The sequence below is a fragment of the Pauljensenia sp. C0170B5 genome, assembly GCF_056590195.1.
In genome coordinates this window covers 69,137-93,942 of record NZ_JBWPVR010000007.1, presented here as the reverse complement: position 1 = coordinate 93,942, position 24,806 = coordinate 69,137, and the positions used below count along the sequence as shown (strand labels likewise).

Annotated in this window: 21 protein-coding genes and 1 tRNA gene; 11 read left to right on the top strand and 11 right to left on the bottom strand. The window is 56.0% G+C overall.

All coding sequences use genetic code 11. From position 1 onward, the window contains the following. The 4 genes from AC1EJZ_RS08855 to AC1EJZ_RS08840 form a co-directional block, all read right to left on the bottom strand. Positions 1-1,358 (bottom strand): FtsW/RodA/SpoVE family cell cycle protein (locus AC1EJZ_RS08855; RefSeq protein WP_480294625.1); only part of this gene is annotated, 1,358 nt, incomplete at its 3' end. Beyond that, positions 1,358-2,701 (bottom strand): PP2C family protein-serine/threonine phosphatase, encoded by a 1,344-nt coding sequence (locus tag AC1EJZ_RS08850; protein WP_092649034.1) that lies wholly within the window; start codon positions 2,699-2,701, stop codon positions 1,358-1,360. The genes AC1EJZ_RS08850 and AC1EJZ_RS08855, both read right to left, overlap by 1 nt. A gap of 5 nt (positions 2,702-2,706) precedes the next feature. Next, complete coding sequence (locus AC1EJZ_RS08845; RefSeq protein ID WP_058237654.1) at positions 2,707-3,198, bottom strand: FHA domain-containing protein FhaB/FipA; 492 nt, start codon at positions 3,196-3,198, stop codon at positions 2,707-2,709. Continuing rightward, complete coding sequence (locus tag AC1EJZ_RS08840; RefSeq protein WP_058237655.1) at positions 3,198-3,905, bottom strand: FhaA domain-containing protein; 708 nt, start codon at positions 3,903-3,905, stop codon at positions 3,198-3,200. Before AC1EJZ_RS08840 ends, AC1EJZ_RS08845 begins: the two co-directional genes overlap by 1 nt. 250 nt (positions 3,906-4,155) lie before the next feature. On the opposite strand from AC1EJZ_RS08840, the gene AC1EJZ_RS08835 reads away from it, so the two are divergent. Then, positions 4,156-5,697 (top strand): polysaccharide deacetylase family protein, encoded by a 1,542-nt coding sequence (locus tag AC1EJZ_RS08835; protein ID WP_480294623.1) that lies wholly within the window; start codon positions 4,156-4,158, stop codon positions 5,695-5,697. A gap of 118 nt (positions 5,698-5,815) precedes the next feature. Here the strand turns inward: AC1EJZ_RS08835 and AC1EJZ_RS08830 are convergent, their stop codons facing one another. Next, positions 5,816-7,285 carry a DUF4352 domain-containing protein gene (locus tag AC1EJZ_RS08830; RefSeq protein ID WP_157886260.1) on the bottom strand — a complete coding sequence of 490 codons (1,470 nt, stop codon included), beginning with the start codon at positions 7,283-7,285 and terminating at the stop codon, positions 5,816-5,818. 319 nt (positions 7,286-7,604) lie between these two features. Here AC1EJZ_RS08830 and AC1EJZ_RS08825 point away from each other — a divergent pair, with 319 nt between their 5' ends. Further along, positions 7,605-7,757: a hypothetical protein gene (locus tag AC1EJZ_RS08825; RefSeq protein WP_157886261.1), complete on the top strand. Its 153-nt coding sequence runs from the start codon at positions 7,605-7,607 to the stop codon at positions 7,755-7,757. A 577-nt stretch (positions 7,758-8,334) separates the two neighbouring features. Here AC1EJZ_RS08825 and AC1EJZ_RS08820 read toward each other — a convergent pair. The 5 genes from AC1EJZ_RS08820 to nrdF form a co-directional block, all read right to left on the bottom strand. Further along, positions 8,335-8,422, bottom strand: a tRNA-Leu gene (locus AC1EJZ_RS08820). A 79-nt stretch (positions 8,423-8,501) separates the two neighbouring features. After that, positions 8,502-9,332: an energy-coupling factor transporter transmembrane component T family protein gene (locus AC1EJZ_RS08815; RefSeq protein ID WP_480294622.1), complete on the bottom strand. Its 831-nt coding sequence runs from the start codon at positions 9,330-9,332 to the stop codon at positions 8,502-8,504. Beyond that, the gene (locus AC1EJZ_RS08810) at positions 9,329-11,608 is read right to left on the bottom strand and encodes an ABC transporter ATP-binding protein (RefSeq protein ID WP_480294620.1); all 2,280 of its coding nucleotides are present in this window, start codon (positions 11,606-11,608) and stop codon (positions 9,329-9,331) included. Before AC1EJZ_RS08810 ends, AC1EJZ_RS08815 begins: the two co-directional genes overlap by 4 nt. A gap of 49 nt (positions 11,609-11,657) precedes the next feature. After that, positions 11,658-11,951 carry a heavy metal-binding domain-containing protein gene (locus tag AC1EJZ_RS08805; protein WP_070728262.1) on the bottom strand — a complete coding sequence of 98 codons (294 nt, stop codon included), beginning with the start codon at positions 11,949-11,951 and terminating at the stop codon, positions 11,658-11,660. Positions 11,952-12,145: 194 nt separating this feature from the next. Beyond that, positions 12,146-13,114 (bottom strand): class 1b ribonucleoside-diphosphate reductase subunit beta, encoded by a 969-nt coding sequence (nrdF, locus tag AC1EJZ_RS08800; RefSeq protein ID WP_480294633.1) that lies wholly within the window; start codon positions 13,112-13,114, stop codon positions 12,146-12,148. A 233-nt stretch (positions 13,115-13,347) separates the two neighbouring features. On the opposite strand from nrdF, the gene AC1EJZ_RS08795 reads away from it, so the two are divergent. The 4 genes from AC1EJZ_RS08795 (at position 13,348) to AC1EJZ_RS08780 (ending at position 17,259) form a co-directional block, all read left to right on the top strand. Further along, complete coding sequence (locus tag AC1EJZ_RS08795; protein ID WP_480294619.1) at positions 13,348-13,914, top strand: hypothetical protein; 567 nt, start codon at positions 13,348-13,350, stop codon at positions 13,912-13,914. Positions 13,915-14,468: 554 nt separating this feature from the next. Next, positions 14,469-15,065: a DUF1349 domain-containing protein gene (locus tag AC1EJZ_RS08790; RefSeq protein ID WP_480294617.1), complete on the top strand. Its 597-nt coding sequence runs from the start codon at positions 14,469-14,471 to the stop codon at positions 15,063-15,065. Positions 15,066-15,186: 121 nt separating this feature from the next. Continuing rightward, positions 15,187-16,263: a transposase gene (locus tag AC1EJZ_RS08785; RefSeq protein WP_480294615.1), complete on the top strand. Its 1,077-nt coding sequence runs from the start codon at positions 15,187-15,189 to the stop codon at positions 16,261-16,263. Between the two features lie 93 nt (positions 16,264-16,356). Continuing rightward, positions 16,357-17,259: an IS3 family transposase gene (locus tag AC1EJZ_RS08780; RefSeq protein WP_480294631.1), complete on the top strand. Its 903-nt coding sequence runs from the start codon at positions 16,357-16,359 to the stop codon at positions 17,257-17,259. A gap of 41 nt (positions 17,260-17,300) precedes the next feature. On the opposite strand, the gene AC1EJZ_RS08775 is transcribed toward AC1EJZ_RS08780, so the two are convergent. Beyond that, entirely contained in the window at positions 17,301-18,296 is a 996-nt protein-coding gene (locus AC1EJZ_RS08775) for a sugar-binding transcriptional regulator (RefSeq protein ID WP_480294613.1), read from the bottom strand. Positions 18,297-18,379: 83 nt separating this feature from the next. Between AC1EJZ_RS08775 and AC1EJZ_RS08770 the strand changes: the two genes are divergently transcribed. From AC1EJZ_RS08770 to AC1EJZ_RS08750, 5 genes are all read left to right on the top strand, one after another. Further along, the gene (locus AC1EJZ_RS08770) at positions 18,380-20,089 is read left to right on the top strand and encodes a ribulokinase (protein WP_480294611.1); all 1,710 of its coding nucleotides are present in this window, start codon (positions 18,380-18,382) and stop codon (positions 20,087-20,089) included. After that, positions 20,086-21,126: a substrate-binding domain-containing protein gene (locus tag AC1EJZ_RS08765; protein ID WP_480294609.1), complete on the top strand. Its 1,041-nt coding sequence runs from the start codon at positions 20,086-20,088 to the stop codon at positions 21,124-21,126. The genes AC1EJZ_RS08770 and AC1EJZ_RS08765 overlap by 4 nt, the downstream gene beginning before the upstream one ends. Before the next feature lie 71 nt (positions 21,127-21,197). Beyond that, the gene (locus tag AC1EJZ_RS08760; protein ID WP_480294607.1) at positions 21,198-22,697 is read left to right on the top strand and encodes a sugar ABC transporter ATP-binding protein; all 1,500 of its coding nucleotides are present in this window, start codon (positions 21,198-21,200) and stop codon (positions 22,695-22,697) included. Then, positions 22,697-23,752: an ABC transporter permease gene (locus tag AC1EJZ_RS08755; RefSeq protein WP_480294605.1), complete on the top strand. Its 1,056-nt coding sequence runs from the start codon at positions 22,697-22,699 to the stop codon at positions 23,750-23,752. Before AC1EJZ_RS08760 ends, AC1EJZ_RS08755 begins: the two co-directional genes overlap by 1 nt. Beyond that, positions 23,752-24,795, top strand: a complete 1,044-nt coding sequence (locus tag AC1EJZ_RS08750) for an ABC transporter permease (RefSeq protein WP_480294603.1) — start codon at positions 23,752-23,754, stop codon at positions 24,793-24,795. The genes AC1EJZ_RS08755 and AC1EJZ_RS08750 overlap by 1 nt, the downstream gene beginning before the upstream one ends. Positions 24,796-24,806: the final 11 nt, after the last annotated feature.

Genomic DNA, 24,806 nt, shown 5'->3' with positions numbered 1-24,806 from the left:
CGGGTGGGGCGCCTCGCAGCATCGGAAATACGCACCAGCAACGCGATCATCACCCACGACGCCACCATCGATGATCCGCCGGCAGCAAGGAAAGGGGCAGTCAGGCCGGTCAACGGAATGACTCGCGTAATACCTCCCAGGACGACGAACACCTGAAGTCCCAGTGAGAAGCTCAAACCAGCAGCCAGTAGCTTGCCGAATCCGTCGCGCACACCGATGGCTGCGCGCAAACCGCGCTCAATCAAAATCAGGTACAGCAGCAAAATGGCCAGCAGCCCGGTCAGTCCGAGCTCTTCAGCCAGTGACGACAAGATGAAGTCGGACTCGGCGTGGACCACGAGGTGCGGGTAGCCACGCCCCCAGCCGGTGCCCATCAGTCCGCCGGAAGCCTGACCGAAGAGGCCCTGGACGACCTGATAGGACCCCACTTGCGCGTTGTACACGTCATTGTCCAGGGCATTGAGCCATACGTTGAAACGGTTCTGAACGTGTGGGAACGCGCGTACTGCCAAAATAACGGCGGGAGTGAACATGACAACGCCGATCACCAGCCACGAGGGACGGTTGGTCGCCACGTACAGGATCGCCACGAACATGCCGAAGAACATGAGAGATGTGCCCAAGTCACGCTGGAGTACCAGAATCGCGATGCCGATGAGCCACACCACCAGGATCGGACCTAGGTCACGTGCGCGCGGCAGGCGCATTCCCAGGATCTTCGGACCGCCGATGGCCAGTGAGTCCCGCTTGTTGACCAGGTAGCCGGCAAAGAAGATGGCCAGGGTGACTTTGACGAGTTCGCCTGGCTGCAAGCTGAGCGGCCCCATGCGGATCCACACGCGCGCGCCCATTTGTTCACTGCCGATGACAGGGAGCATGGGCAGGAGCAACAAGACCAGGGAGATCACTCCGAACGTGTACGTAAAGCGGCGCAGGAGGCGGTGATTCCGCACCACGATCAAGGTGAGTGCTGCGGCAACCAGTGCGACACCCACCATGATGAGCTGCTTCGTGCTGGTTGGCATGAGGTGGCCACCAGATTCAGTGTCGTAACGCCCGAGCATGTCATAGGTCAGATCCAGGCGGTAAATCATCGCCAGTCCCAGCCCGGTCAATGCCACCGAGATCGGCAAGATGACAGGATCGGCGTAGGGTGCCAGCACGTGCATCCCGATTTCAGCGGCTATGGCAACCACCAGCAGGATCACGATATGCATCCCCAGGTTCGAGGGGATAACGCCGGTGCGGTTGATCGTCGTCAGCACGTAGCCGCCGATTCCGATGGCCAGTGCCACCACCATGAGCGCAATTTCCACCAGGCGTCGAGGACGTGTCGGCGCCACCATCACTGTTGCCATTACAGTGCCTCCACGTCGGAGGAATCACTGTGGCGGAGCGACTGTGGCTGCGGCTGGCTGCCCGACTGTGAGGAACGTGATGACTGTGGCCGGTCACCACCCGATTGGGCATCCGTACCGTCTGGTCCCTGGGCACTCACGGGTGCCAGCTGCGCAATATATGCGTCGATTTCCTCGCGTGAGGAACGGGTGACAGGTTCCTGCAGTCGTTCACGATCCACGTTATCGAGGGAAGCCAGCGAAATAGAGGTGACCTCCACGCGGTGCGAAAAGGCCCACGGCCCCAGCGTCTGAGGAATTCCCTGGTAGATGGCGACCGCCCCGTCCTCGCCAATCGCATAGTACTGCTGCTGTGACCAGCGGTATCCCAAAAAGCCTGCCAGGACCACAGCTGCTACGGCCAGCACACCCACGGCAATGGTCCACCACCGCATGCGAGGCCGCTCAGGTTCAGCGGCATCCTCGTCAGGATCTGAAAGTGAATGAGTCGAGGTTGATCGGGCCAGGGCCGCTGCGCGCGCAGCAGCACCGTCACCTCCGCGGGTGGGTGCCTGACGGTCGGTCGCGGCAGCACCCACAATTTCAGGAGCAGTCTGGTTCGTTGTGCCTGCCGGAACAATATCCGCGATCACGCACGTCACATTGTCAGGCCCACCGGCACGCAACGCCAGGTCAATGAGCTTTTCGGCGCACTCGCCCGGATCTTCATACTCGGTCAGCACCGAACCGATCGTGTCTCCCGATACCACTCCGGACAGACCGTCTGAACACAGCAGCCAGCGATCTCCCACAACAGCCTGACGCATGGTTTCGTCAGGAACCACGCTGGCCTGCGAATCCCCTAGAATCTTCAGCACCACGTTGCGCTGAGGATGCTGTTCAGCCTCGTCAGGCGTGATCTGGCCACTGTCAACAAGGTACTGGACAAAAGAATGGTCAGTGGTGACCTGCGTGAGGGTGTGGCCACGCATCACGTAGGCACGAGAATCACCAATATGGACCATCGCCAGTTTTGAGCCGGCACGCATGATCGCAATGCAGGTGGTTCCCAGACCCTTCAGCTCCGGGTCAGTTTCCGAGCGTTCACAGAGCTCATCGTGTGCATCCACCAGGCTGTCATGCAGGAGCTTGGCGATCGAATCAGCTGGATATGATTCCGAATCCAGGTGCGCCAGGTGGGCGATCGCGACGGATGAGGCGATATCACCGCCGGCCGGGCCGCCCATACCGTCAGCGAGTACAAGCAGATTGGGGCCCGCGTAGGCAGAGTCCTGATTGTTCTTGCGGACCAGTCCGATATCAGACCGGGCTGCATAGTGAAATTCGATTGCTTCAGGACTCACGACGCTCACCTGACCAATTCAAGCGTGGTTTGTCCGATGCGAATCGTCGTGCCGGGATGGACGACGGTCGGCTGTGTGATGCGCTCGTCGTCCACGAACGTGCCGTTGCGGGAGCCGAGGTCCTCGATGACCCATTCGCCGTCTTGTGGGGAGAGCATGGCGTGCTGCCCCGAGACGTACTCGTCCTCCAGCACCATGATGCAGTTCGGGGAGCGTCCGATGGTGATCTGGGCGGAGCCAAGTGTCAGAGTCATTCCGACCAGCGGGCCGCCTGTAATGAGCAGTGATCTGGGAATCAGTTCATCTGATGCGCGATCCTTGCGAGCTTTCTGCGACTTCTTGCGTCTCTTGTCAGCGGTACGCCGGCCCTTGCCACGAGGGGTGACAACGGTTCCGAAAATGTCTCGACGCAGCGTGGACACTGCGGCGAGCACCATCAGCCACAGCAGAGCCAGGTATCCGACGCGAAAAACAGTAAATGCCAGATCGCTTGTCATCACCGTTCCTCGTCAGCTGGTTCAGGATGGGTCCAAAACAGGATCCGGGTTCTGCCCACCGTCAGTTGGTTGCCATCCACCAGAGTAGCGGCATCGATGCGGTGTCCCTCCACAAAAGTCCCGTTCGTGGAACCCAGGTCTGTTGCGATGACCCCGGTGGGAGTGATGCGCAGTTCGAGGTGATGGCGTGACACGCCTGAATCGGTGATGACAATGTCGCAGTCTGAGCCGCGCCCGATCACGGTGACTGGTTCGGTCAGCAGCCAGCGGTCTCCATCCACATCGATGATCGGATGTTCAGGGGAAGCCTCGAGCACTGTCGCCGGAGCGACTGCGCCGCGCTCATTGGCAGCTTCAACGATGAGTTGCCCAGTCAGTTCAGATTCGTCTTCCTCGAAACTGACTGCGATGGGGCCAAGCAATGCATAGCCGTGCTGAGTGGCGTACTCTGTCGCGTCGCGTTCAAATTCATCGACGAGGACGGGCATGTCGTCACCGATGGATTCCAGATCCGTCACGGAGGTACGCACGACGAACTTATTGGGCGCGATGGTGCGGTCGGAGGAGACTTCCTGGAGGTTATCCTCCATGGCACGTCGGATTGCAGAATTCACGTCAACTGGCTTGAGGCCGGAACGAAAGACACGAGAAAAAACCGAGTTCACACCTTTTTCGACCGCGTTTTCGAAACGATCAAAGATGCTCATGGCGTCCCCTTCCCTTGCGTCACGCGTAACACTCCGATCACGCATGCACTACTGATGCAGTGCAAAGGCCAGTGTAACCGTGTCGGCGGAACACTCCTAAGCGAACATTCCGACGAGGACAGGACCGACAGGACTTCAGCTGTCTGCGGCACAGAGTCGGTACTCATAGTAACGACAATACCGGCATGGTTGTGTCTGGTGGAACATAAAAGGGTGGATTCTGGCCGATTGGCTCGCTATCATCGGCGCCATGATGGCACTACGTGAATACAACGGCAGTTCCAACCGCCTCGGCCGGCACCGGTGGTGCACCGCCCTGGCGTGCGTCGCTGTGCTCACGGGACTCACGGCGTGCAATCCTGGTTCTGGGGACACTGCGCCATCGGGCACACAGGAATCAGGCCAGTCTGCTGCGTCAAGCGCACCCCAGTCTGGCCCGCCCACCTCACCTGCCGGGATACGGTCCCACGTCGCTGACATGCCTGAGGCGCTTCCCGCTGATGACCCGCAGATCGGTCATGTCATTGACCGTTCGTCCACGGCAGACATCCCTGTGACCTGGCCGGGTATCCAGGGATTCGACGACGTCAACGCGTTCATGGAGCAGCGGGCCCTTGAGATGGCATCCTGGCCGGATTCTCAGGAAGTGCGCTACGACGTGTCCTTCGCTGCGGGGCAGTGGATCGGGTTCGTCCTCGAAGCCATCACCGGCACCGACGACGGCGAGGTCACGCGCTCGTCATCATGGATCGTTGATACCCAGGACCAAACGGTGGCGCCTGCGGCCGCCCTCGTCAATGAGGATGAGCGGGTGCAGCTGTTCCCTGCCGCCAAGCGTGCGTTGCGTGAGGCAGATCGAGACCCGGGAACCTATCAGGACGCGTTGGCCAGGCTCGGCTTGCGTACGAACGAGGCGTGGCATGGGCCAGATGATGTGCGAATCGGCCAGGACGGCTCATTTGCGCTGATCCTGAACGCTGATAGTGGAGTGAACGCTGATCGCGCGGTGCTGGAAGTGTCCCCCGATCAGGCTGCCGAGGTGTCGAGCGACCTGGGTCGCGCTGTAACTGCGGCGGTGACAGGAGGCGCGGAATTTGCTGGGCTTCCCCAGCCCGAACCGCCATTCGTTCCCCTCGAGCCGCTGCCCGCAGATGGATCAGGTGTGATGGGTATGGTTCCGACCGAGAATGTGGATTGCAGTGCGGCGCAGTGTGTGGCGTTGACGTTCGACGATGGTCCCGATGCGAACCTGACGCCAAAACTGCTCGATGTGCTTGCATCGAAAGGCGTGCACGCCACGTTCTTCCAGTTGGGACCCAGTGTGGCGGCGCGCCCGGATATCACCGCTCGCGCTGTGAACGAAGGGCATGTGGTGGGGTCGCATTCCTGGTCGCACCCACAGCTCGACACGTTGCCGGTCGAGGGGATCCGTGATGAGGTAGCGCGCTCGCGGGATGCGATTCAGCAGGCCAGTGGGCTGTTGCCGGCGCTGATGCGTCCTCCGTATGGAGCGACCAATGACAAGGTAACCGGCGTGCTCAGTGAGGCGGGTCAGGCAGCGATCTTCTGGGATGTGGATTCTGAGGACTGGAAGAACCGCGACGTCAAGAGCACGACCGATCGGATTATGGCGACTGTGCGCGCCGGGTCGATCGTCCTGATGCACGACGTTCACCCTTCGACCATTGAAGCTGTCCCGGGCATCATTGATCAGTTGCAGCGCCAGGGCTTCACGCTGGTCACAGTGCCAACGCTGCTCGGTGGCGTGGAGGCTGGGCAGTCGTATTATTAGGGGGCTGGCGCTGCCGCGGAGGCAGCGTTACTGGCGAGTAGGTGGCCGGCGGTCATGCTTACTCAGCAGGCGGCAATTGGCCAGCCTCGCAGCATCCCGCTGGCGCTGCAGGCATTGCCTAGTGCGTTGAGACGTACGCGATGCTCGTTCCCAGGACATCTGTCACCTGAAGAACACCGCTCGCACCCGCTGGGATCTGGATAGCGACGCTACCAGTGCCTTGCTGTCCCGGTTCAAGGTCCAGAAGGTAGTACGAGTCCTCCAGACCCACGAGGTTGTCATAGTCGTAGTACGTCTGGCCTGCCTCGTCGATGAAGGCGAATGCCAGGAAGGGCAGGGTCTTTTCAGTGCCCTTGTTGGTGAAAGTGACATTGAGCAGGGAGTAAACCGTGCCGTCATCCGGAGGAGTGTTGAACATATTGCCGTTCACAATTTGGTCGGTGGCGTCGGGATTGAATGAATTGATCGCCACGTCCCACTGGCCAACGGTAATGGTTTCTCCCAGTGCTGCGGGATTGTCTCTCGAGGTTTGGGGCGAACTTGCCGTTCCGGGGGTGGGCATCTGTCCAGGCTGCTGTCCTGCCTGACCTGGGTCTCCTGATTGCTGGGGCGTGGTCGGAAGAGGCACAGTAGGTGCTGGGGCAATGGGGCTACTTTGCGGATCTTGATCCTGAGTTTCTGTCGCCGAGGGTTGTTCCTGTTCGTCGACAGTCTCATCAACGTCAGACAGATTGGCCATGATAAAGGCGACGACCAGAGCAATGAGTGCCGAAAGAACCGTCACTGCCAGCGCGATCAGTGCGCTGACGCGCGGCTGGTTCTTCAAGAAGAGCGCGACGAGGGAGCAAATAAACGCGACGCCGAGGATGACCCACCCTACGATCTGCGTCACTGGAATGACAGAGAGGATCAGGCCGAGGACTGCAAGGCCAAGCGCAACAAACGCGACGATGTTGATCTTCTTTGTTCCACCGGATTGGTTCGGTAGCTGTGACCATGAGCCACCAGGGCCTTGAGGCCCCTGCGGCCCGTAGGGCCCTTGTGGACTGTTGGGACCCTGCGAGCCATATGGTCCCTGTGGTCCGTACGATCCTTGCGGATTCGTGGGGCCTTGCGAACCGTATGCTCCCTGTGGGGTATAGGGCCCCTGTGGGCCGTTTTGCCATGACGGGGTGGATGACCATTGAGAATTGGACGATGACCACTGCTGATTGTGTGACCACTGGTCGTTGTAGCCTGGCCCGTTTTGCCCCGGTTGGCCCGGCTGTCCCGGCTGTCCCGGTTGGCCCGGCTGTCTTGCCGAGTTGCCTGCCCATTGCTCATGTGCAGGTGGCATCTGCGCTGTTTGCTGGTCGCGGCTCCAACGGCCGTAATCTCCGTCGGAGTTCGAGCCTTGTGACGTGGGACCTTCGGGGCTGAACCGGCCATCGCCGTCCCGGCTCAAGCTATTCGCGCCTTGTCCATTCCACTGTGCCGTCTGATCTGGCTTGGACTCGAATTGGCGTGCGTTGTCGAAACCGTAGGGACTACTGCCGTATCGCTGGTGCGAGTTGGCGTCGTTACCTGTCGGTGGGCGTGAATTCGTCATGATTCATCCTTCGTTCTACGACATTCGTGCAAGTGCGGTAGATCAGATGCGTGGCTGTGGAACCCAAAGTGGCTCTTTGATTGAGGTCCCAATTCACTTTAAGCGTATCGCCAACAGAGGCATTATGACGGGCGAAGGTGAAAGTTCCCGATGGGTGCCCGTCGAGTACCTGTCGTTACCGTTCGAACCTGGGGTGGTGGGTGGATTCGTCATGGACTGTCCTCGATCAAGTGGGTGAGACTCTAGGTGCGGTTCAATAACGAAATGGGCGCCCATTAAGCTTCGGCGCCCTCTTTATGAGCCTATCCCTTTTGGTGACATGACACAGAAAAACGTTGCTCGCATATGTCGACGCATCAGCGTCCAACACGAACGTCCCTCGAACCTCGTCGCACTGTCAACGCTGATCTCTGAATCGATATCTCCCCGCGAGCATGGCTCTGCCGCAGTACGTGAGTATGCGCGGCGGTGAGCCACGATACGTCCCCTGCGAGCGTGGGCCCTGTATATGCACCGTCTGGTACACATACACCTAAATCTTCGTGCCTGCGTTGCACATTCCCCTAAATCTTCACGGTCTTGATGCACATTCCCCTAGATTTAACGCTCGAATTGCACATACCCCTAGCTAAAGTCGGCACCCCAAAAGGACAAAACCTATTTCCGCAGGTCAGCTGTCAGTAGCTTCCGGCGGCCTCGAGCCTCACGCGTTAAATCTAGGGGATTGTGCATTTTTACATGACTTTTTAGGGGTATGTGCACGTGGAGGGTTTAAATCTAGGGGTATGTGCACGAGGCGGGGTTAGAACTAGGGGTATGTGCACGCGGAGGGTTTAAATCTAGGGGTATGTGCACGTGTTGGTGCGCGCGGCAGGACAGCAGTGGCATCCCCGCCCGAAGGATCTGCGGTCAGGACACACCCAAAAAGGCGGTGAAATGCAGAAAGGCCAGCAAGATGTGGAAACGCCGGCAGTGTACTGAAACGCGGCGATATACAGAAAGATCGGGACACCGCCAACACAATGTCAACGATGTCCCGACACATCACATGGTGCGCGAGGGGGGAGTTGAACCCCCACTCCATCAACTGGAACACGGACCTGAACCGTGCGCGTCTGCCTATTCCGCCACTCGCGCGTTGCTATAGAAGATTACGAGGCCGAGGGTGTCTTCGTCAAACCGAATACACCACAAGAGGTGTTGAGACCAGTCACATTCACTGCCACGGGACACCGGAGCGGAAGATGACGGAGATGACGGTTGCGGCAAGAACCAGGACCAGCCCGATGATGTCTGGCCAGCGCAAACGAACCCGATCGCGCTCAACTGGCGGGATTCCACCGCGCATTGTCATTGCCCTGCCGGTGTCATCGGCACGTCTCGAGGACGCGGATAACGTTGCGGTTGTCATATCCACGATCAATTTGAGCTGACCGCGAAATGTCATCATCGGCCCATCATCTGTCCAGCGCAGGCGCACGGCGTCGAACACTGCCTGCATCTGGTCGCGCACGGTCGATAGGCCTCGAAGCGCAAAACTTGCCGCCATCACCCATTCGTCGACAGGAGCTCGAAACCACGTGAGGGGGTGGAGCAGTATCCGAAGTGCCGGAGCGATTCGTTCAATGGGTGTGGTCCACACGAGCAGCAGTGATCCGAGGACCACTTCGACCATGACGAGGAAGGCGCGGACGAAAATCAATGCACCGCCGCCGATTGCGGCCCCGATCATGCCGCCAATGAAGCCGGCCCAGATCCAAGACGGCAGGCGCGGCCGTGCCGAAATGGGCACGCGTCCGACAACAGCCGCAACCAGGAGACACACGCCGACCGCCGTGACAGTTGGCCACGTGGGAAGCAGGACCAGCAGTGTCGTCAGAATTGCCAGGCAGATGATCTTCGTGCCGACCCACATGCGCGTCAGGGGAGATTCCCACGGCAGCGGGCGGGGCAGTGCCAACGTAGGTGATGGGCGAGGGCGCCTGCGCGAAGCGGCAGATCCGCGAACACCTGTGTTGGGTGGCGTATTGCGTGCGAATGTACTCATGACAGTTTCCCTTCGACGAGGGAAAGGTGCCGGGAGCACACCTGATCCAAACCTTCAAAATCGTGCGAAATCACAATAATTCCCATGCCGCGATCCTGCCGGCGTTTCAGCGCGCTGATGACCAGTTCACGCGATGTGGCATCCAGGCCCGCCAGAGGCTCGTCAAGCACAATGAAATTCAGGTCCGCTGCGAATAATCCAGCCAACGCGACGCGCCGCATCTGTCCGCCGGAGAGTTCATCAATACCGCGCCTTTGCAACTCACAGTCCAGTCCCACTTCCGCCATCGCGCGGCTGACCACGTCGTCGACCCGCTCTGTGTCGTCAGGGTCGATGTTGGCGGCCGCGGCAATGTCCAGACGCACGGACGGGCGTTGGAGCTGAAGTCGGGCGAATTGCATCGACATGCCGATGGATCCGACTTGCTGGCTGGCGGGCTTGTCGCCCAGGAGGCAATCTCCCCAGGTGGGAGGCATCAGTCCTGTCATGATGCGTGCCAGTGTCGATTTGCCCGACCCGTTCTCACCTGCGATCAGGACACTCTCACCTGGCGCAACGTCCAGATTAATGTCAAAGAGAACCTGCTTGTGCCACGGGGTCCTCACGTCGTAGGCGTGCGACACGTCGTGCAGTGTCAGCGCCGGGGCGAAGTGATCCCCCCACCGTTTGAGGTGGGACACGATGTCGTCAGCCTCATCGTCGGTGGAGACCACAGGCATGACTGGTGCGGTGCGAACCGCGGATGGGTCACCCTCGTCAATGGGGGAGTCGTGCACGCTGCTGGTTGGCGGGCGGGTGGGAGAGGCTGTGGAATCAGTAGCATCGTCGGTGGGGACGGCCACGACATCGGCAGCGCCGCTGGTGAGGTGGCAGGTCAGGGAGCCAGGTGCGCCGGTGGTCGTGCTGTCGGTGAGCGGACTGGTCGGGTCGGTGGGAGCACCATCGAAGGTGACGTGACCGTTGTCGAGTGTGATCAGCCGGTCGGCCCGTGCCGCTTCAGTGAGGTCGTGGGTGATGTGAACGACGGTTGTGCCGGTGCGGGGCAGGTCAGCGAGGATGGCGATCAGTTCGGTGCGCCCCTGCTGGTCGATCATGGCGGTTGACTCGTCCGAGATCAGCAGGGCAGGCTGGCGTGCCAGGGCTCCGGCCAGTGCGAGTCGTTGCAGTTGGCCGCCCGACAGGTGACGTACCGGCATCGCGGACAGGCCAGGCAGACCGACCTGATCCAGAAGAATGTCGAGGGGGAGCGCGGCGCGCTCGTCGGAACTCATACCCCACAGGATGTCTTCTTCGACCGTTTCGCCCAGCAATGACAATTCGGTGCGTTGAGCCAGCAGTGCGACCCCGCTTTGTCGACCCAGTCCAATCCGGCCGGGCCGCTTCACGGATCCGGCGCTGTGGCGCGCACCGGCAAGAATGGATGCCAGGGTCGACTTTCCAGATCCGTTCGGCCCGGCGATGACGACGAACTGGCCGCGGTCGATGGTGAGGCTCACGCCGTCAAGCGCGTCGCGCGTGGCGCCCGGATAGTGCATGTGGACGTCGGTGAGCGTGGTGGGCAACGGCTGGATCGGGACAGCGGTATCCTCGTCGGCGCGCAGCGGATCTAATGCATTGCCCTGCGGAATGCGGGCGAGGACGTGACCCATCAGCCAGTGCGCAACGGTCAATGTGAGTGCGAATGCGAAAAGCACGGATACCGGCAGCCATGCCCACCAGTAGGCCACCATCCAGTCGGTGAAGGTCAGGAGCAGGTCGGACATCGGGCGGGTGAGGCTCCATCCGGACAACAGCCGCGCGTAGCCTTTGACCGAGACTCGCACAGATTCAAGCGTGAGTTCCCGCAGGTCGGTGAGCAGCCATAGCGTCAGGTCAGTGAGTGATCCGAGGATGACTCCGACAATAATGCCGATCAGGAATGCGAATCGGGTGCGGATGTGTTTGCGGTGGAGTGCTCCGACGATCCACCCTGCCAGTGCCGCCTGGATTGCAGTCAGTGCGGTGTTGACTCCGCCGAGGATGGCTCCGATCAGGCAGGTGGTCAGCACGGTGGTCAGTGATGCACGAGGGCGGAGCCTGACCGCAATCATGGCGATCGGGATTGTAGCGATGAGCTGCAGGAAGTTGTTGAAGAACGGCAGGATGGTGGCGCCGACACATGCCACGATTGCCAGTCCGGCAAGCACTCCGCATGAAGCAAGTTCAACCGGTGTGAGCGCGCCGGTCGGGCGTGCGGTGCCTGCCGTGGATCGCGTGTGAGAACGGTGTGATGACAATTGTGTATCCACTGACAGGAACGGCAGGATGACAGGAGGCAGTCTGAAATCAGAGGGTGACGGCTGTGCCGGTTGCTGTGCAGATCAGAGTGCCTTGCATGCAGGTGTAGTGCATCTCAACACTGATCACGGCGTCAGCTCCGAGGAGTTCGGCACGCTCGCACATTTGGTTGACAGCATTTTCAAAAGCGGTCTGCAGGTTTTCCTCGCCTCTTTTGCGTCCGCCGTTGAGCGCTTTCAGCATTCCGCTCGCGGGGAAAGATGAAACAGTTTCACCTGATACAAGGCCGATGTAACGCGTGATCGGCTGACCTTCGATGGACGGTGTCGTCACTGCGAGCATGTTGTCTCCCATCTATTGACGCAACGATTCGGCAGGCTGGCAATGCGACTGCCATGGGCGCCCGCTGCGCCCGAGCCGACCAGTCGGGCGGCCTGAATCCACTTGTATCATTCCACGTGCGCGCTGCGCGCGCACTTACAGTGCGTGCGCCGTCTTGTTTACCGCCAGGCAGCGTCTGGGTCTGTCAGGGGTTGTCAAAAATCCCAGTCTTCGTCCTCGGTGTCGACGATCTCACCGATGACGTAGGAAGAGCCGGAACCGGAGAAGAAGTCGTGGTTTTCGTCGGCATTCGGTGACAGTGCTGCCAGGATCGCCGGATTCACATCGGTTTCATCATGCGGGAACAGTGCCTCATACCCCAGGTTCATCAGAGCCTTGTTCGCGTTGTAACGCAGGAACTTCTTGACGTCCTCGGTCAACCCCAACGGGTCATACAGCGACTCGGTGTACAGCTCTTCGTTTTCATACAACTCGAACAACAGTGAGAACGTGTAATCTTTCAGTTCCTGACGGCGCTTCTCATCGGCCTCGTTGACAGCCAGCTGATACTTGTAGCCGATGTAGTAGCCGTGCACGGCTTCGTCACGAATGATCAGGCGAATCAGGTCGGCGGTGTTGGTGAGCTTGGCGTGCGCCGACCAGTACATCGGGGCGTAAAAGCCGGAGTAGAACAGGAAGGATTCCAGCATCGTGGACGCCACTTTGCGTTTTTCTGGATCGTTACCGTCGTAGTACGACTTCACGATGTGCGCCTTGCGCTGCAGTGGTTCGTTCTCACGCGACCAGCGGAACGATTCATTGATCTCCTGCGTGGACAGCAGTGTGGAGAAAATCGACGAGTATGACTTGGCGTGAACTGACTCCATGAACGCGATGTTTGTGTAGACCGCTTCTTCGTGAGGGGTGCGCGCATCGGGGATCAGGGAGACGGCACCGACGGTGCCCTGCAGCGTGTCCAGCAGGGTCAGGCCTGTGAACACGCGGTTCGTCATGGTCTGCTCATCCTCGTTGAGCGTCTTCCACGACTGAATGTCGTTGGACAACGGGATTTTCTCAGGCAGCCAGAAGTTACGAGTCAGACGATCCCATACCTCTTCGTCTTTTTCATCGATGATCTTGTTCCAGTTAATGGCTTCGATCGTCTCATTCTCTGATGCATGAATGGGATCCACAGTTGTTCCTCCTCAATCCTGGTGATGTCGCACATGCACGCCACTAGCCCAGTCTACTGGTCTGAGCGTCGAAAAGACACGCCCGCCAGATGTGATGTGGCCGTGTCTAGTGCACCTCGCACCCGCATTCGCATTGCCTGTCACTCTCGTCGTGGTCAGCGCCCGCAGTCCTCGCAATCATGTGGGCAGTGGGCGTCCTGTCTTGAGCTCAGCAAACCGGACACGTGCGCCGTTTCCATTCCAGCAACGAGGGCTGCCATCAGCGCGGCCAGATCCGTGTGCGCACATCTCTTGCCCGCAGCTCTGCGATTCTCGCCGCGCCGAAAGATAGTTTTCTCGATCCACACTGTTGCAGCCGTCGTCACAGCAGTAATGCCGACCGCGGCTCCAATAAGCGCAGGATTTTCCTGCAGAGTTTCTTGAAGGGTGTCCAATGCCTGGTGGTGGCCACTGCGGTGATCGCCGTGGCGATGATGTTCTGTGCTGCAGCCGCACTGGTCGTGATCGCAATGCTGTCCGTCGTGGTGTCGATTGCCCGTACAGCCGCACGATCCGTCGCTCTGGCAGTCGCACTCCTTGTGTGGTTCAGGCTCCAACGTCCGATTTGGGTCGAGTGGGCCAGCCTGATCCTTGTCGATCAGCGGAACGGTACGCTCACCAGCGGCTGCGGCACCTTCATCCGATCCGCAGCCACATTTGCCCTTTCTTTTGCCACACGCGCAGCCGTCCTGACCTTTACCGCAGCCACATCCATCGTTTTCACCGCAATTGCAGCTCTTGCCCTCGCATGAAGCATCTTCGTTGCAGCAGGCGCACGCGCCCCCCTCGTCACAATTGCCGACGAACGCGCGGTGATCCTCACAGCTGAACATTGACGCCAATGCGGCTGTAATTCCGCCCAGGAGCCCGGCCTTCAACACGCCGCGAACAGGTCGTGAGCGCACGAAGTCCGGCATGGCATACCACGCGAGCGTGCCGCCTGACATCAACGCGACATAACCGAGTTTGCGCGGATCACTCAGCGCCTGCTCAATGCGGTCAAACGCAGAGCTCCCGCCAACATCCGTGCTGGTTGAACAGTCGTGATCGCGGCAATCGCAAGTCATCAGAAGCCTCCCATGTATCCAGTGCTGTCAATCCTACGTGGCGGCATGTGCATTTGCAGCCGAGCCGGACGAACGCTCCCGCCACGCAGTGCTCCAGTCGCTCACCTCAGGAGGCCCCGGTATGAAACAGTAGAAGCAGCAGCGGACAGCGTCGCCCTCGTCGGTGCTGATGACCGGGACGCCCTGCCCCGCGTATCTCTATGACCGGATGAGTCTGCCTGGAGCGTAAGGAGCGCGAGATGACCACTCACACAACCGTTGCCTGGAGCGAGGGCCGCTGGCTACATGACCCTGCCGAACACCATATCGACGATGCGGGAACGCTGGTGGTGACCGCCACCGAGAAATCCGATGCGTGGGAGCGTACCTACTACGGCTTCAGCGTGAACACTGTGAACGCCCTGGTCAGGGAACTTCCCCACGGTGCAGCAATGGAGGTGACGCTCAACGCGGCCTTCTCCGAGCAATTCGACCAGGCTGGCATTTTCGTGCGCGCCGGCGCGAAGAACTGGGTCAAAGCGGGCCTTGAATTTTCCGACGGAGTGCTGCAGCTGGGCGCGGTCGTCACGCGCGGCGTGTCCGACTGGTCAGTGTCGCCGGTCCACGAATGGCTCAACAAAGATGTGGTGATCCGCGTGAGCCGCCGCGACGATTCGATTATCCTGCGTGCCGGCGTGGTGGGCGAGGAACTCAGGTTGGTGCGAGTCCTGCCGTGTCTGCCTGATGATGGCTCGGTGGTGGAGGCAGGCCCCTTCGTGTGCTCGCCGTCCAGGGGCGGACTGTCCATCGCCTTCTCGTCATGGACGCTCGGCCCTGCAGACGCCAGTTTGCACTGACGAGGGTGGTGCGGTGGACCAATTGTGCGCATCCTCGAACTGACTCCTATTGTTAAAGAGCACGGGCCGCATGGGTCCGTGAAAATGCCGGCAGCACGCTGGATGTCACGATGAGGAAACGGTGCTAGGGACAATACTGACAACGATCACACCCATGATCACGGTGGGAGTGCTGGGAACACTTTTCGCACGCAACCGTCACTTTGTCGGTGCCCTGAACCCGATCAACGACTTCGTCTTCTATGTCACCCTGCCGTGCTACATGTTCACCGTCGTGCTCAATGCGCCACTGGACACGTCAGCTACCCCGGTCGTGGAAGCACTCTCAGGCCCCGTCATCGCAGTGCTCCTCTACTTCCTGCTCGGCTTCACTCTCCGAGCAGTCTCTAAGCGGCGTCGGCTGTGTCAGGAACGTCGTGAAGGACAGGAAACGGACGCTGATCTCTCCGCCCGTGACCGTGCCCGCACAAGCGGAGCGTTCAACCCGTCCCCCATTGTTTTGGGCGCGACCTTCGGCAACGTCGGATACATGGGTGTGCCTATCGCACTGGCCCTGATCGGACCACAGGCCGGCCTTGCGGGCGGCGTCATTCAACTGCTCCACAACGTTGTTTTCCTGTCGGGCTATCCCATCATGCGTCAGCTCCTGCTGGGACAGTCCGCGCACGAGGAACACGTCGACCGTGATCACGCCACGCATACTGCCCGCCCCCGCCACTGGCCGCGAGCGCTCCAAGTCCTCGTCCAGGCCGTCACCGGGGGCCGGACAGTTTCTTGGAGTTTTTGGGAGACTGGGATGAAAGTTGTTTATACCGATGAGCAGCGTCGGGTGGCTGTGGCCATGTTTGGGAAGTTGCGTTCGTATACTCAGACGTGCCGGGTGCTTGGTTATTCCTCGCTTCACACGTTGAGGGATTGGGTGGGACAGTCTGGGCGGGGAAGAAGAGCGGTGAAAAAGCGTAAGCCTCCTCGCCGTTATTCGTGGGAGTTTAAACTCAAAGCTGTCGAGAGTGTGGATCATGGCGAGGCTGTGGGCGTGATAGCCCAGGATCTTGGTATTGATGTGCCGCCTTTGCTCTACCGGTGGGTGAGGCAGTGGAAAAGGGAAGGGCAGTGGGGGGCTGATGACGAAAAACGAGCGGAAGAAGGCTGGTGGTTGTGCTACTCAGGCTCAACTCGAGCAGTCACTGCCCGATGATCCTGCACAGCTGAGGTCTTTGGCGGCACGTTTGCTGGTGGAAAAGGCGGTATTAGAAAAACGAATTGAGATTATGGGAAAAATCCGGGCGGCATCCCGGTCGAACTGCCCAATGCGATCAAAACAAGAATTGTTGATGACTTGCGTGAGTCTTACCCACTGACGGTCCTGCTCGACGTGGTGGGGTTGAGGCATGCAACGTATTACTACCGTCGTAAGGCTGCGGCAATGGCTGACAAGTACGAGCACTTACGCCTTCTTACCGGTCGTATTGCGCGGAAGAATCGTTATATTTACGGTTCGAAGCGTATCTGGCTTGCCTTGCGTGAGCAAGGACAGAAAGTCTCGGAGAAAGTGATTCGCCGTTTGATGAAAGAAGAGCAGATCCCGGTTTACTACGCGAAAAGGAAGCGGCGTCACTCGTCGTATGAGGGGGAGGTCAGTCCTGCTCCTGAAGATCGTGTCAAACGTGACTTTCATGCTGCATCGGTCAACCAGTTGTGGCTGACTGATGTTTCGGAATTTGCTGGGCCTGACGGGAAAGTGTATTTCAGCCTGATCATAGATTGTTTTGATGGCAAGATCGTTTCCTATCGGTACCAGCACAATGCGCATAAGACCCTTACTCAAGGCATGTTGGAAGATGCTATTGCATACCTGTCCAGGTGCCAAAAACCAGTCGGGGGCGTTGCTTTGCACTCTGATCGTGGTGGACACTACCGGTGCAAGGACTGGATTAGCCGCACGCAACAGACGGGGATCATCCGCTCTATGAGCCGCAAAGGATGCAGTCCTGACAATGCTCGATGCGAAGGCTTTTTCGGCACGATGAAAAGCGAGATGTTTTACGGCCGTACATGGAATTCAGTATCGCAAATCGAAGAAGCGATTGACTGGTATGTCCACTGGTACAACAACACTCGAATAAAAACTGAACTCGGTGGACTAACTATCAAGGCCTACCGTGAGAAAACACTGACACACGAAACCGTCTAAAAAAACGTCCGCACCCCCAAATGTCCTATAACCCGAAAATGTCACCTTGGGACTCTTGGCAGGTTGTAAGAACTTTTTTCGACTGTCGGCATTTGAAGAAGATCCGCAGCAGTCTGCATGTCGGTAATTAAGTCTGTAATTAAACCTGATTTTGATAACGCGTAAATTGCTTGTGTTTTTCTGGGTGAACCGGCTACTGCGATCACGCGTGGTATGTTGCGAAGTTGACTAGGCTTAATGGTGATACACTGGTCGGATATGTCGGAGCTTACCACCTCTCCGTCGTCATTTAGAAATATTCCTGCGACCTCAGCTCGGGTTCCTTTAGACGATAAATGCGTTTTCACTTCTTCAGGAAATGTTTGAGGCAATTGTGACTCTAAAGGAGTCCATGAGCCAACTGAAAGAATAGCGACATCTATTTCATCGAACATTTCAATGACGCTTTTCACGTAGAACTGATTCTTAATAAAATCGGCGGCTTCGCCTACATAAAATGGTGTAAATAGCGCAAATGTTTCCGCCTCGGATAGGTCATTCATCCGCCTGATTATCTCGACTGGAGATTGTGAAATGTCCCACCCCACGGTTCCAGTGAGCTGAACTATTCGACTGAAAGGGAGGCGGGGTAGGTAGTTGGTCATTGCGGCTAAAGTTCGCCCCCAGGATACGCCGACGGTTTTTCCGTTTAGATCTATGTGAGATAGGTAATTAGCAGCCATTTCTCCTAGTTGGTCACGGACTTGGCTTTCCGACCCTGAAGATTCAATTACTCTTGTTGACTTCAGATTGAGGTGTTTTGAAAGAGTGTTTGACACAGAGTTTAAGTTAGTGCTGGGTTCGGTTATGGTGATTTTTATGATCTTGCTCTTTTTTCCTAGTTCCAAAAGTCTTGCTACGCGAAAGCGTGAGATTTTGAGGGTTTTGGCAATTTCTATTTTGGATTTCTCATTGAGGTAAAATTGTCGCCCAATTTCAGCTATTAGTTTCTGCGTCTCTTTGTCTAGGTTGACTGGCTCCTGCTCGTTGGTGGTCATGGCAGCTCCTTTGACTCGGTGGTTTGTGTTGTGGTTGACATCCTGACTGTGACCTCTTAGGATCATACTCACAAACGAGCAACATGGGCGCTCAGATGAGCATGCGAGGGAGGATGTTTCTTATGAGGGTAGCTTTAGGCGTTGACTTCGGGACCGAGTCCGCGAGAGCACTTTTGGTTGATCTTGACTCGAGGGAAGAATGCGGTAGTGCGGAGGCGTCTTATAGGCATGGAGTCATTGATGAAGTGCTGCCGTCTAGTAGTGCGCGACTTCCGCACGAGTGGGCCTTGCAGGATGCGGATGATTACCTAGATGCGCTGGAGCGCAGTGTTAGGGATGTGTTTGATGGATCCGCTGCGAGTCCTGATGATGTGGTGTCGCTGGGAATCGATACGACGGCGTGCACCGTGGTTCCATGTACAAGCGATCTTGTTCCGTTGTCGCGACTGGCGTCATTTCGCGAGAATCCATATGCATATGCAAAGTTGTGGAAAGACCATTCGTCACAGTACTGTGCAGACGACCTAAACGGCCTTCTTCGCGACACTCCAGGATATTTGGAGTATTACGGAGGAAGTCTTTCTCCTGAGTGGATGCTTCCAAAAACACTAATGATTTATCGCGAAGCTCCGAGTGTATTTGAGAGTACAGAGCTCTTCTTGGAACAAGAAGATTGGATTGTTTCGAACTTGGTCGGGAAGGTTGTTAGAGGGGCGCATGTAGCGGGATACAAGGGGGGATATCGCGAAGAGTCGATTGGATACCCGCCAGCGAAACTTTTGGACAAGGCATCTTCGGGTTTTTCGGCGGTACTTAATAAGCTGGGGCATGATTTCAAGTCCCCTGGGCAACTCGCAGGGCTTCTCGTCGAGAAGTGGGCAGATCGCTTGAAACTACCAAGAGAGTTGCCGGTCGCTGTCGGTAACATGGACGCCCATGTGGCCGTGCTTGGGGCAGGAGTCGTTGAACCAAATGTCATAGTTGCAGTGATGGGAACAAGTGTCTGTGACCTACTCGTTTCAGACAAGCTGGCCGCGGTTAAGGGAATCCAAGGTGTAGTTCGTAATGGCATACTTCCCAAGATGTGGGCGTATGAAGCTGGACAGGCGGGAGTCGGCGATACCTACGCATGGTTTGTTAAGAAACTCATGCGAAATTCGGAATGTGATCCGCAAAGAACAGTCGGAGAGATTTTCCGGTCGCTTGAGGAAGAGGCAGAAGATATCCCTGCCGCTCAGACTGGCATTATCGCTCTAGACTGGCTGAATGGAAATCGATCTAGGCTAATCGACACGCAGCTATCTGGTGTCATTGTCGGTCTTACTGTCTCCACTCAACCTGCGGAGATTTATCGCGCTCTGCTTGAATCTACGGCCCTGGGGCAAAGAGTTATTTTCGATGCATTCCAAGAGTATGGAATTGAAATTAAACGAATTGTGGCCTGTGGAGGGCTGGCGAAAAAGAGCCCTCTTCTTATGCAGATTCTCGCAGATGTAACTGGGCGTGAAATTGAGGCTACATCTAGCTCGAACACGCCGGCATTAGGTGCAGCACTACACGGAGCGATTGCTGGGGCGGCGGTCGAGTCGTGGGAAGAGGCAGCTGACGTAGCAAAACGTCAAGTAACTACGTATAGGCCAATAGAGTCAAATCAAAAGGCGTATGACTCGCTCTACCAGGTCTATATGCAACTGCACGACTTCTTTGGTGTAGAAAAACCAGAAATTATGCATTCTTTGCGAGCCACAAGGTCCGTATCGGGAAATAATCACATGAATTGGAGAGAAAAATGAGTCACAGTGCAAAGAGGTACCTAGGAGTAGCTGCATCGGCATTAGCTTTGGCGCTGGTCGGCTGTTCGACAACCGGTAACCAGTTGTCGGGAGAGAGGGAAGGAGGTGAAAGTGGAACGTCGCCAACACGAGAAATCGTTAATGTGGTGAAGCTTGCTGGTGGAGACTGGTTTAACCGCATGCAGTTGGGAAATGAAGAATATGCGACCGAGCACAATATCAAAGTTACGCAAACTGCGGGAGACGATGCGTCAGAAGAGAAGCAGATCGCGATTCTAAATGACTTGGTTACTCAGAAGCCTGACGCATTAACCGTGGTACCCAACTCTCCAGAGTCCCTTGAGAACGTGCTTGCACGCGCCAAAAAAGCAGGGATCGCTGTAGTCACCGGTGAGGCTGCAGGAATGAAGGGGGTAGATGCGGATATTGAAGCATTCGTCAACAAAGACTATGGAGCACACCAGCTTGATGTGATGGCAAAATGCATGGGTGACAAAGGTAGCTATGCGCATTTCGTGGGGTCTTTGACCGTTAAATCACACAACGAATGGGCGGCTGGTGCTGAGGAGCATTTGAAGGACTTCCCAGGCATTACCCGGGTAAGTGATCCGATTTCCTCAGACGAATCGCAGGAAACCGCATACCAGCGCGCTAAGGAGCTAATAGCCCGCTATCCCGACATTAAGGGGTTTATCGGATCAGCGTCAACTGATATTGCTGGGATTGGACGCGCAGTTCAGGAGGCTGGTTTGCAAGAGCAAACGTGCGTGGTTGGAACCTCCACTCCAGCAATTGTTGGCACTTTGATTGACGATGGTTCTGTCGACGTCATAACGGGGTGGGATCCAGCGTTGCAAGGCAAAGCGATGCTAGCTGCGGCTGAGCTAATCCTTGACGGCAAGAGCCTTTCCGACGGCCAAGACTTAGGCGTCGAAGGGTACGACAATCTCAAGCAGGATTCCAATTCGCCCACAACATTCTATGGAAACGCTTGGATTGACATAACAAAGGACACAACCAAAGACTATCCCTTCTAATAGCTGAACAAGAGGTCTGGGGAGTCGTACCAATTGACATGTATACGACTCCCCAGACGAAAGGAGTCAAGTTGTCCGATCAAGCGGTCGTGTTGCGAGCAAACAACATTCGCAAGGCCTACGGAGGAGTCAAGGCTCTTGATGGTGTCACTTTGGAAATTCATAGTGGCGAAGTCATGTGTCTCGCAGGGAGCAACGGTTGCGGAAAATCAACCCTCATCAAGATACTAGCGGGTGTTGAGAGACTCGACTCAGGAACGGTAACCATCGCGGGCGAAGAAAATGCCGAAATAGACGTACTTACGGCTATAAGAAAGGGCATACAAGTAATCTTTCAAGACATGTCAATTTTTCCGAATCTGACAGTATCCGAAAACATATGTTTCTCTGGGCGCATAGCGGAGAATGTGAAAACCGTTCAAACTTCTTCCGAAGAGAAAAAAGCCGAAGCTGTACTGAATCGTCTAGGTGTCAAAATAGATCTCCGAGCCGAAGTCCAGGAACTACCTATTGCTGACAGACAAATTGTCGCGATCGCGCGAGCCCTGTATAGAGACGTAAAAGTGCTGTTCATGGACGAGCCTACAACCGCTCTGACATGGAAGGAAGTTCAGAATCTCTTCACTGTAGTGAAGCGCCTCAAGAAAGATGGAGTAGCTGTAGTTTTCGTCTCGCATAAGAGCGAAGAGGTCTTTGAAGTCTCAGACCGCATAGTGGTAATGCGCAATGGTCGAGTTGTGGCCGATGACAGCGTGGAAAAATTCAACTCACAAAAGTTGATGGAAGCGCTCTTGGGATATGTTGCAAACCAAGAAAGAAAAGTACCCACCTTCCCAAACAAGAATGAGCCGGCTTTAAAACTGTCACAGCTGTCCGCAAGAAGAATTTTTGAGGACATAAACTTAACCGTTGCCAGTGGAGAAATAGTGGGCCTTACGGGCCTTCTTGGTTCGGGACGGACGGAGGTTGCTGAAGCAGTTTTTGGGCGCATTAAGACCGATGAGGGAGAAATACTGGTTGATGGAAAGCCTATAAACCCAAGCTCGCCGAAAGCTGCAATCGAAGCAGGTATTGCGTACGTTCCACCAGACCGGCTAACTCAGGGCGTCTTTTTGCGGCAATCTATAGCGCTCAATATAGTTTCAGCGGCGATTGATCGCTTTTGTGGAATTGGCGGATGGCTAAAGAAGCGGTTGGTGAAGGGCACTATTGATGAGCAAGTCGAGAAACTTTCCATAAAGATAGACAAAGCGAATGATCCGGTCTCCTCGCTCTCAGGAGGAAACCAGCAGAAGGTTGTCTTAGCAAAATGGCTGACTACGAAGCCGCGTGTCTTGATCTTAAATGGGCCGACGGTTGGTGTTGACATAGGAGCGAAGGCAGCCATCATGGATATCTTGAGAAATGAAGCGAAAAGAGGCATTGGCATACTGCTGATTTCAGACGACATTCCGGAACTCGTTTCTGTGTGTAATCGAGTGGTGGTAATGCATCGCGGCAGGGTGGTTGACGAAATTGCAGGTGCAGATGTAAATGAAAACGTTATTTCGAGAGTCTTGCAGGAGGTGTAATGATTATGGATCACGGGAGGTTGCAAGAGTCGGTTTCTGCTAAACTGTCTCGCATTTCGATTGCTTCGCTAAAAGGAAGAAATAATGAGGGTATTCTAACGTTGGTTATTGCTGGAATTCTCATTTTGATGTTTCTAATTGCGCCCGAGCAGGTCTCGCTAACCTTTTTCGGCGACATCATTCGCTCCGGAATTGTAACAATGAGCCTCGCACTTGGGCTTTTGCTGGTGATCATTTCTGGCGGAATGGACGTCTCGTTTACTGCAATTGCGGTGTTTTCGGGTTATTGCGTGGTGTTGTTCATGCAGCGTCTGGGGATTGACGGAGCGGTGTGGCCATTCTTTGCAGCTGCAGCAATTGGTGCATGTCTGGGAGTACTAAATGCGGTGTTGGTGGCTAAATATCAAATGGAAACCCTGGTGGCAACGCTGGGCACCCAAGTGGTAATTCGAGGTGTTCTGCTTGCTTTTATCGGCTCGACTTACTTGGCGACGTTGCCGCCTAGGTTGGACTCTGTGGGACAACTTAGTTTATTCAAGCTGGGAAATTCGCCTGTAAATGTGACGGTGCTCGTGGTTTTAGGCTGCGCATTGTTAATTGCCTGGGTTCTTAGTAGAACGACCTTCGGGCGGTCGATCTACGCAGTGGGGGGGAGTAAAGAGGCCTCAAGACGAGTCGGCATCAATGTTAAGCGTGTGCAAGTTGGTATCTACGTTATAGCTGGACTGCTTGCGGGCCTAGGAGGGATGGTTCACGTTGCTCTTTCCCGACATGCGTCCCCGTTCGAACTTGTTGGTACTGAGATGACTGTGATTGCTGCGGTAGTTATTGGTGGAGCTTTGGATTCTGGAGGACGGGGCTCTGTAAAGGGGACAATTTTAGGGGTTCTCTTGATTTCACTCACCCAGAATTCACTGGTAAGGCTTGGAGTCTCATCCTACTGGCAGACGCTTGTTGTCGGCTTCGTTATTTTGATGGGCGTTGTGGTGCAAGCGAAGTCCACTGTTTTGTCAATTCGACGTCCACAAATTTTGGAAGAAGTTGGTGAAAAGTAATGGCAGCTATGGGTAGAATAGGGCGCATTCAAAGCAAGGTTAGCTATTCTTTGAACCTATTTCTTTTTGCAATTATTATTGCAATTGTATTTTCTGTAGCTTCGCCAGCTTCCTTTTTTTCTCTGCTTAATGTGGAGTCCATTGCTTATGCGGTTCCTGAGATTGCGTTAATGGCTCTTGCGATTTCGGTTGCAATGACAACTGCGGGAATTGACTTGTCTGTGGTGGCAGTGGCAAACTTATCGGCGCTTGCGACAATTTGGCTATCTAATACGCTGAGTGAAGCGGGAATGAATGGCCTTTTAGCAACGTTTGTTTCATTGGCGGTATGTGCAATCATCGGACTCATGGCGGGTTTGCTGAACGGATACTTGGTGTGCGCCATTCGGATTAGGCCGATACTTGCTACATTGGCGACCCAGCAGATATTCGTGGGAATTGCCATTGCTCTTTCAAAAGGGGAGGCGTTGTATGGCGGTACTGATTTACTAAATATCTTGGGAGTCGGAACGTTTGCTTTTGTTCCGCTTGTATTTTGGGTGTTTGTATGTATTGTTGTGGTGCTTCATTTGTGTATGAATAAGACCAAGTTTGGTCTGCATGCTGTGATGCTTGGTGAAAACGCTAGAGCTACTGATTACTCCGGTATTAGTGAAAACAGGGTGACTCTTCAAACGTATATGTTATGCGGAATTCTTGCCTCAGCGGCTGGTGTCTTGATGGCTGCGCGAACCGGGTCAGCATCAGCAGGATTCGGCGGTTCGTATTTGATGCTGGCGATTACCATTGCTGTTTTAGGAGGTGCAAATCCATTCGGTGGTCAGAGAGCTATATTTGGTGGTGCTATTGCCGCGATCATTTTGCAAATGATTTCTTCCGGTCTCAACTCGCTTGGTTTTTCTTCCTACTTCTATCAAATCGTGCAGGGCGTCATCCTGATTTCAGTATTTGTGGTTCAGTGGGAGGTGCGCTCTACAAAGAATAATAAGCGAGCTATGAGGCTTAAGAGAGACTCGGACAAGAAAGTTGAGTCGGTTGGCTAATGAAAGGAAGA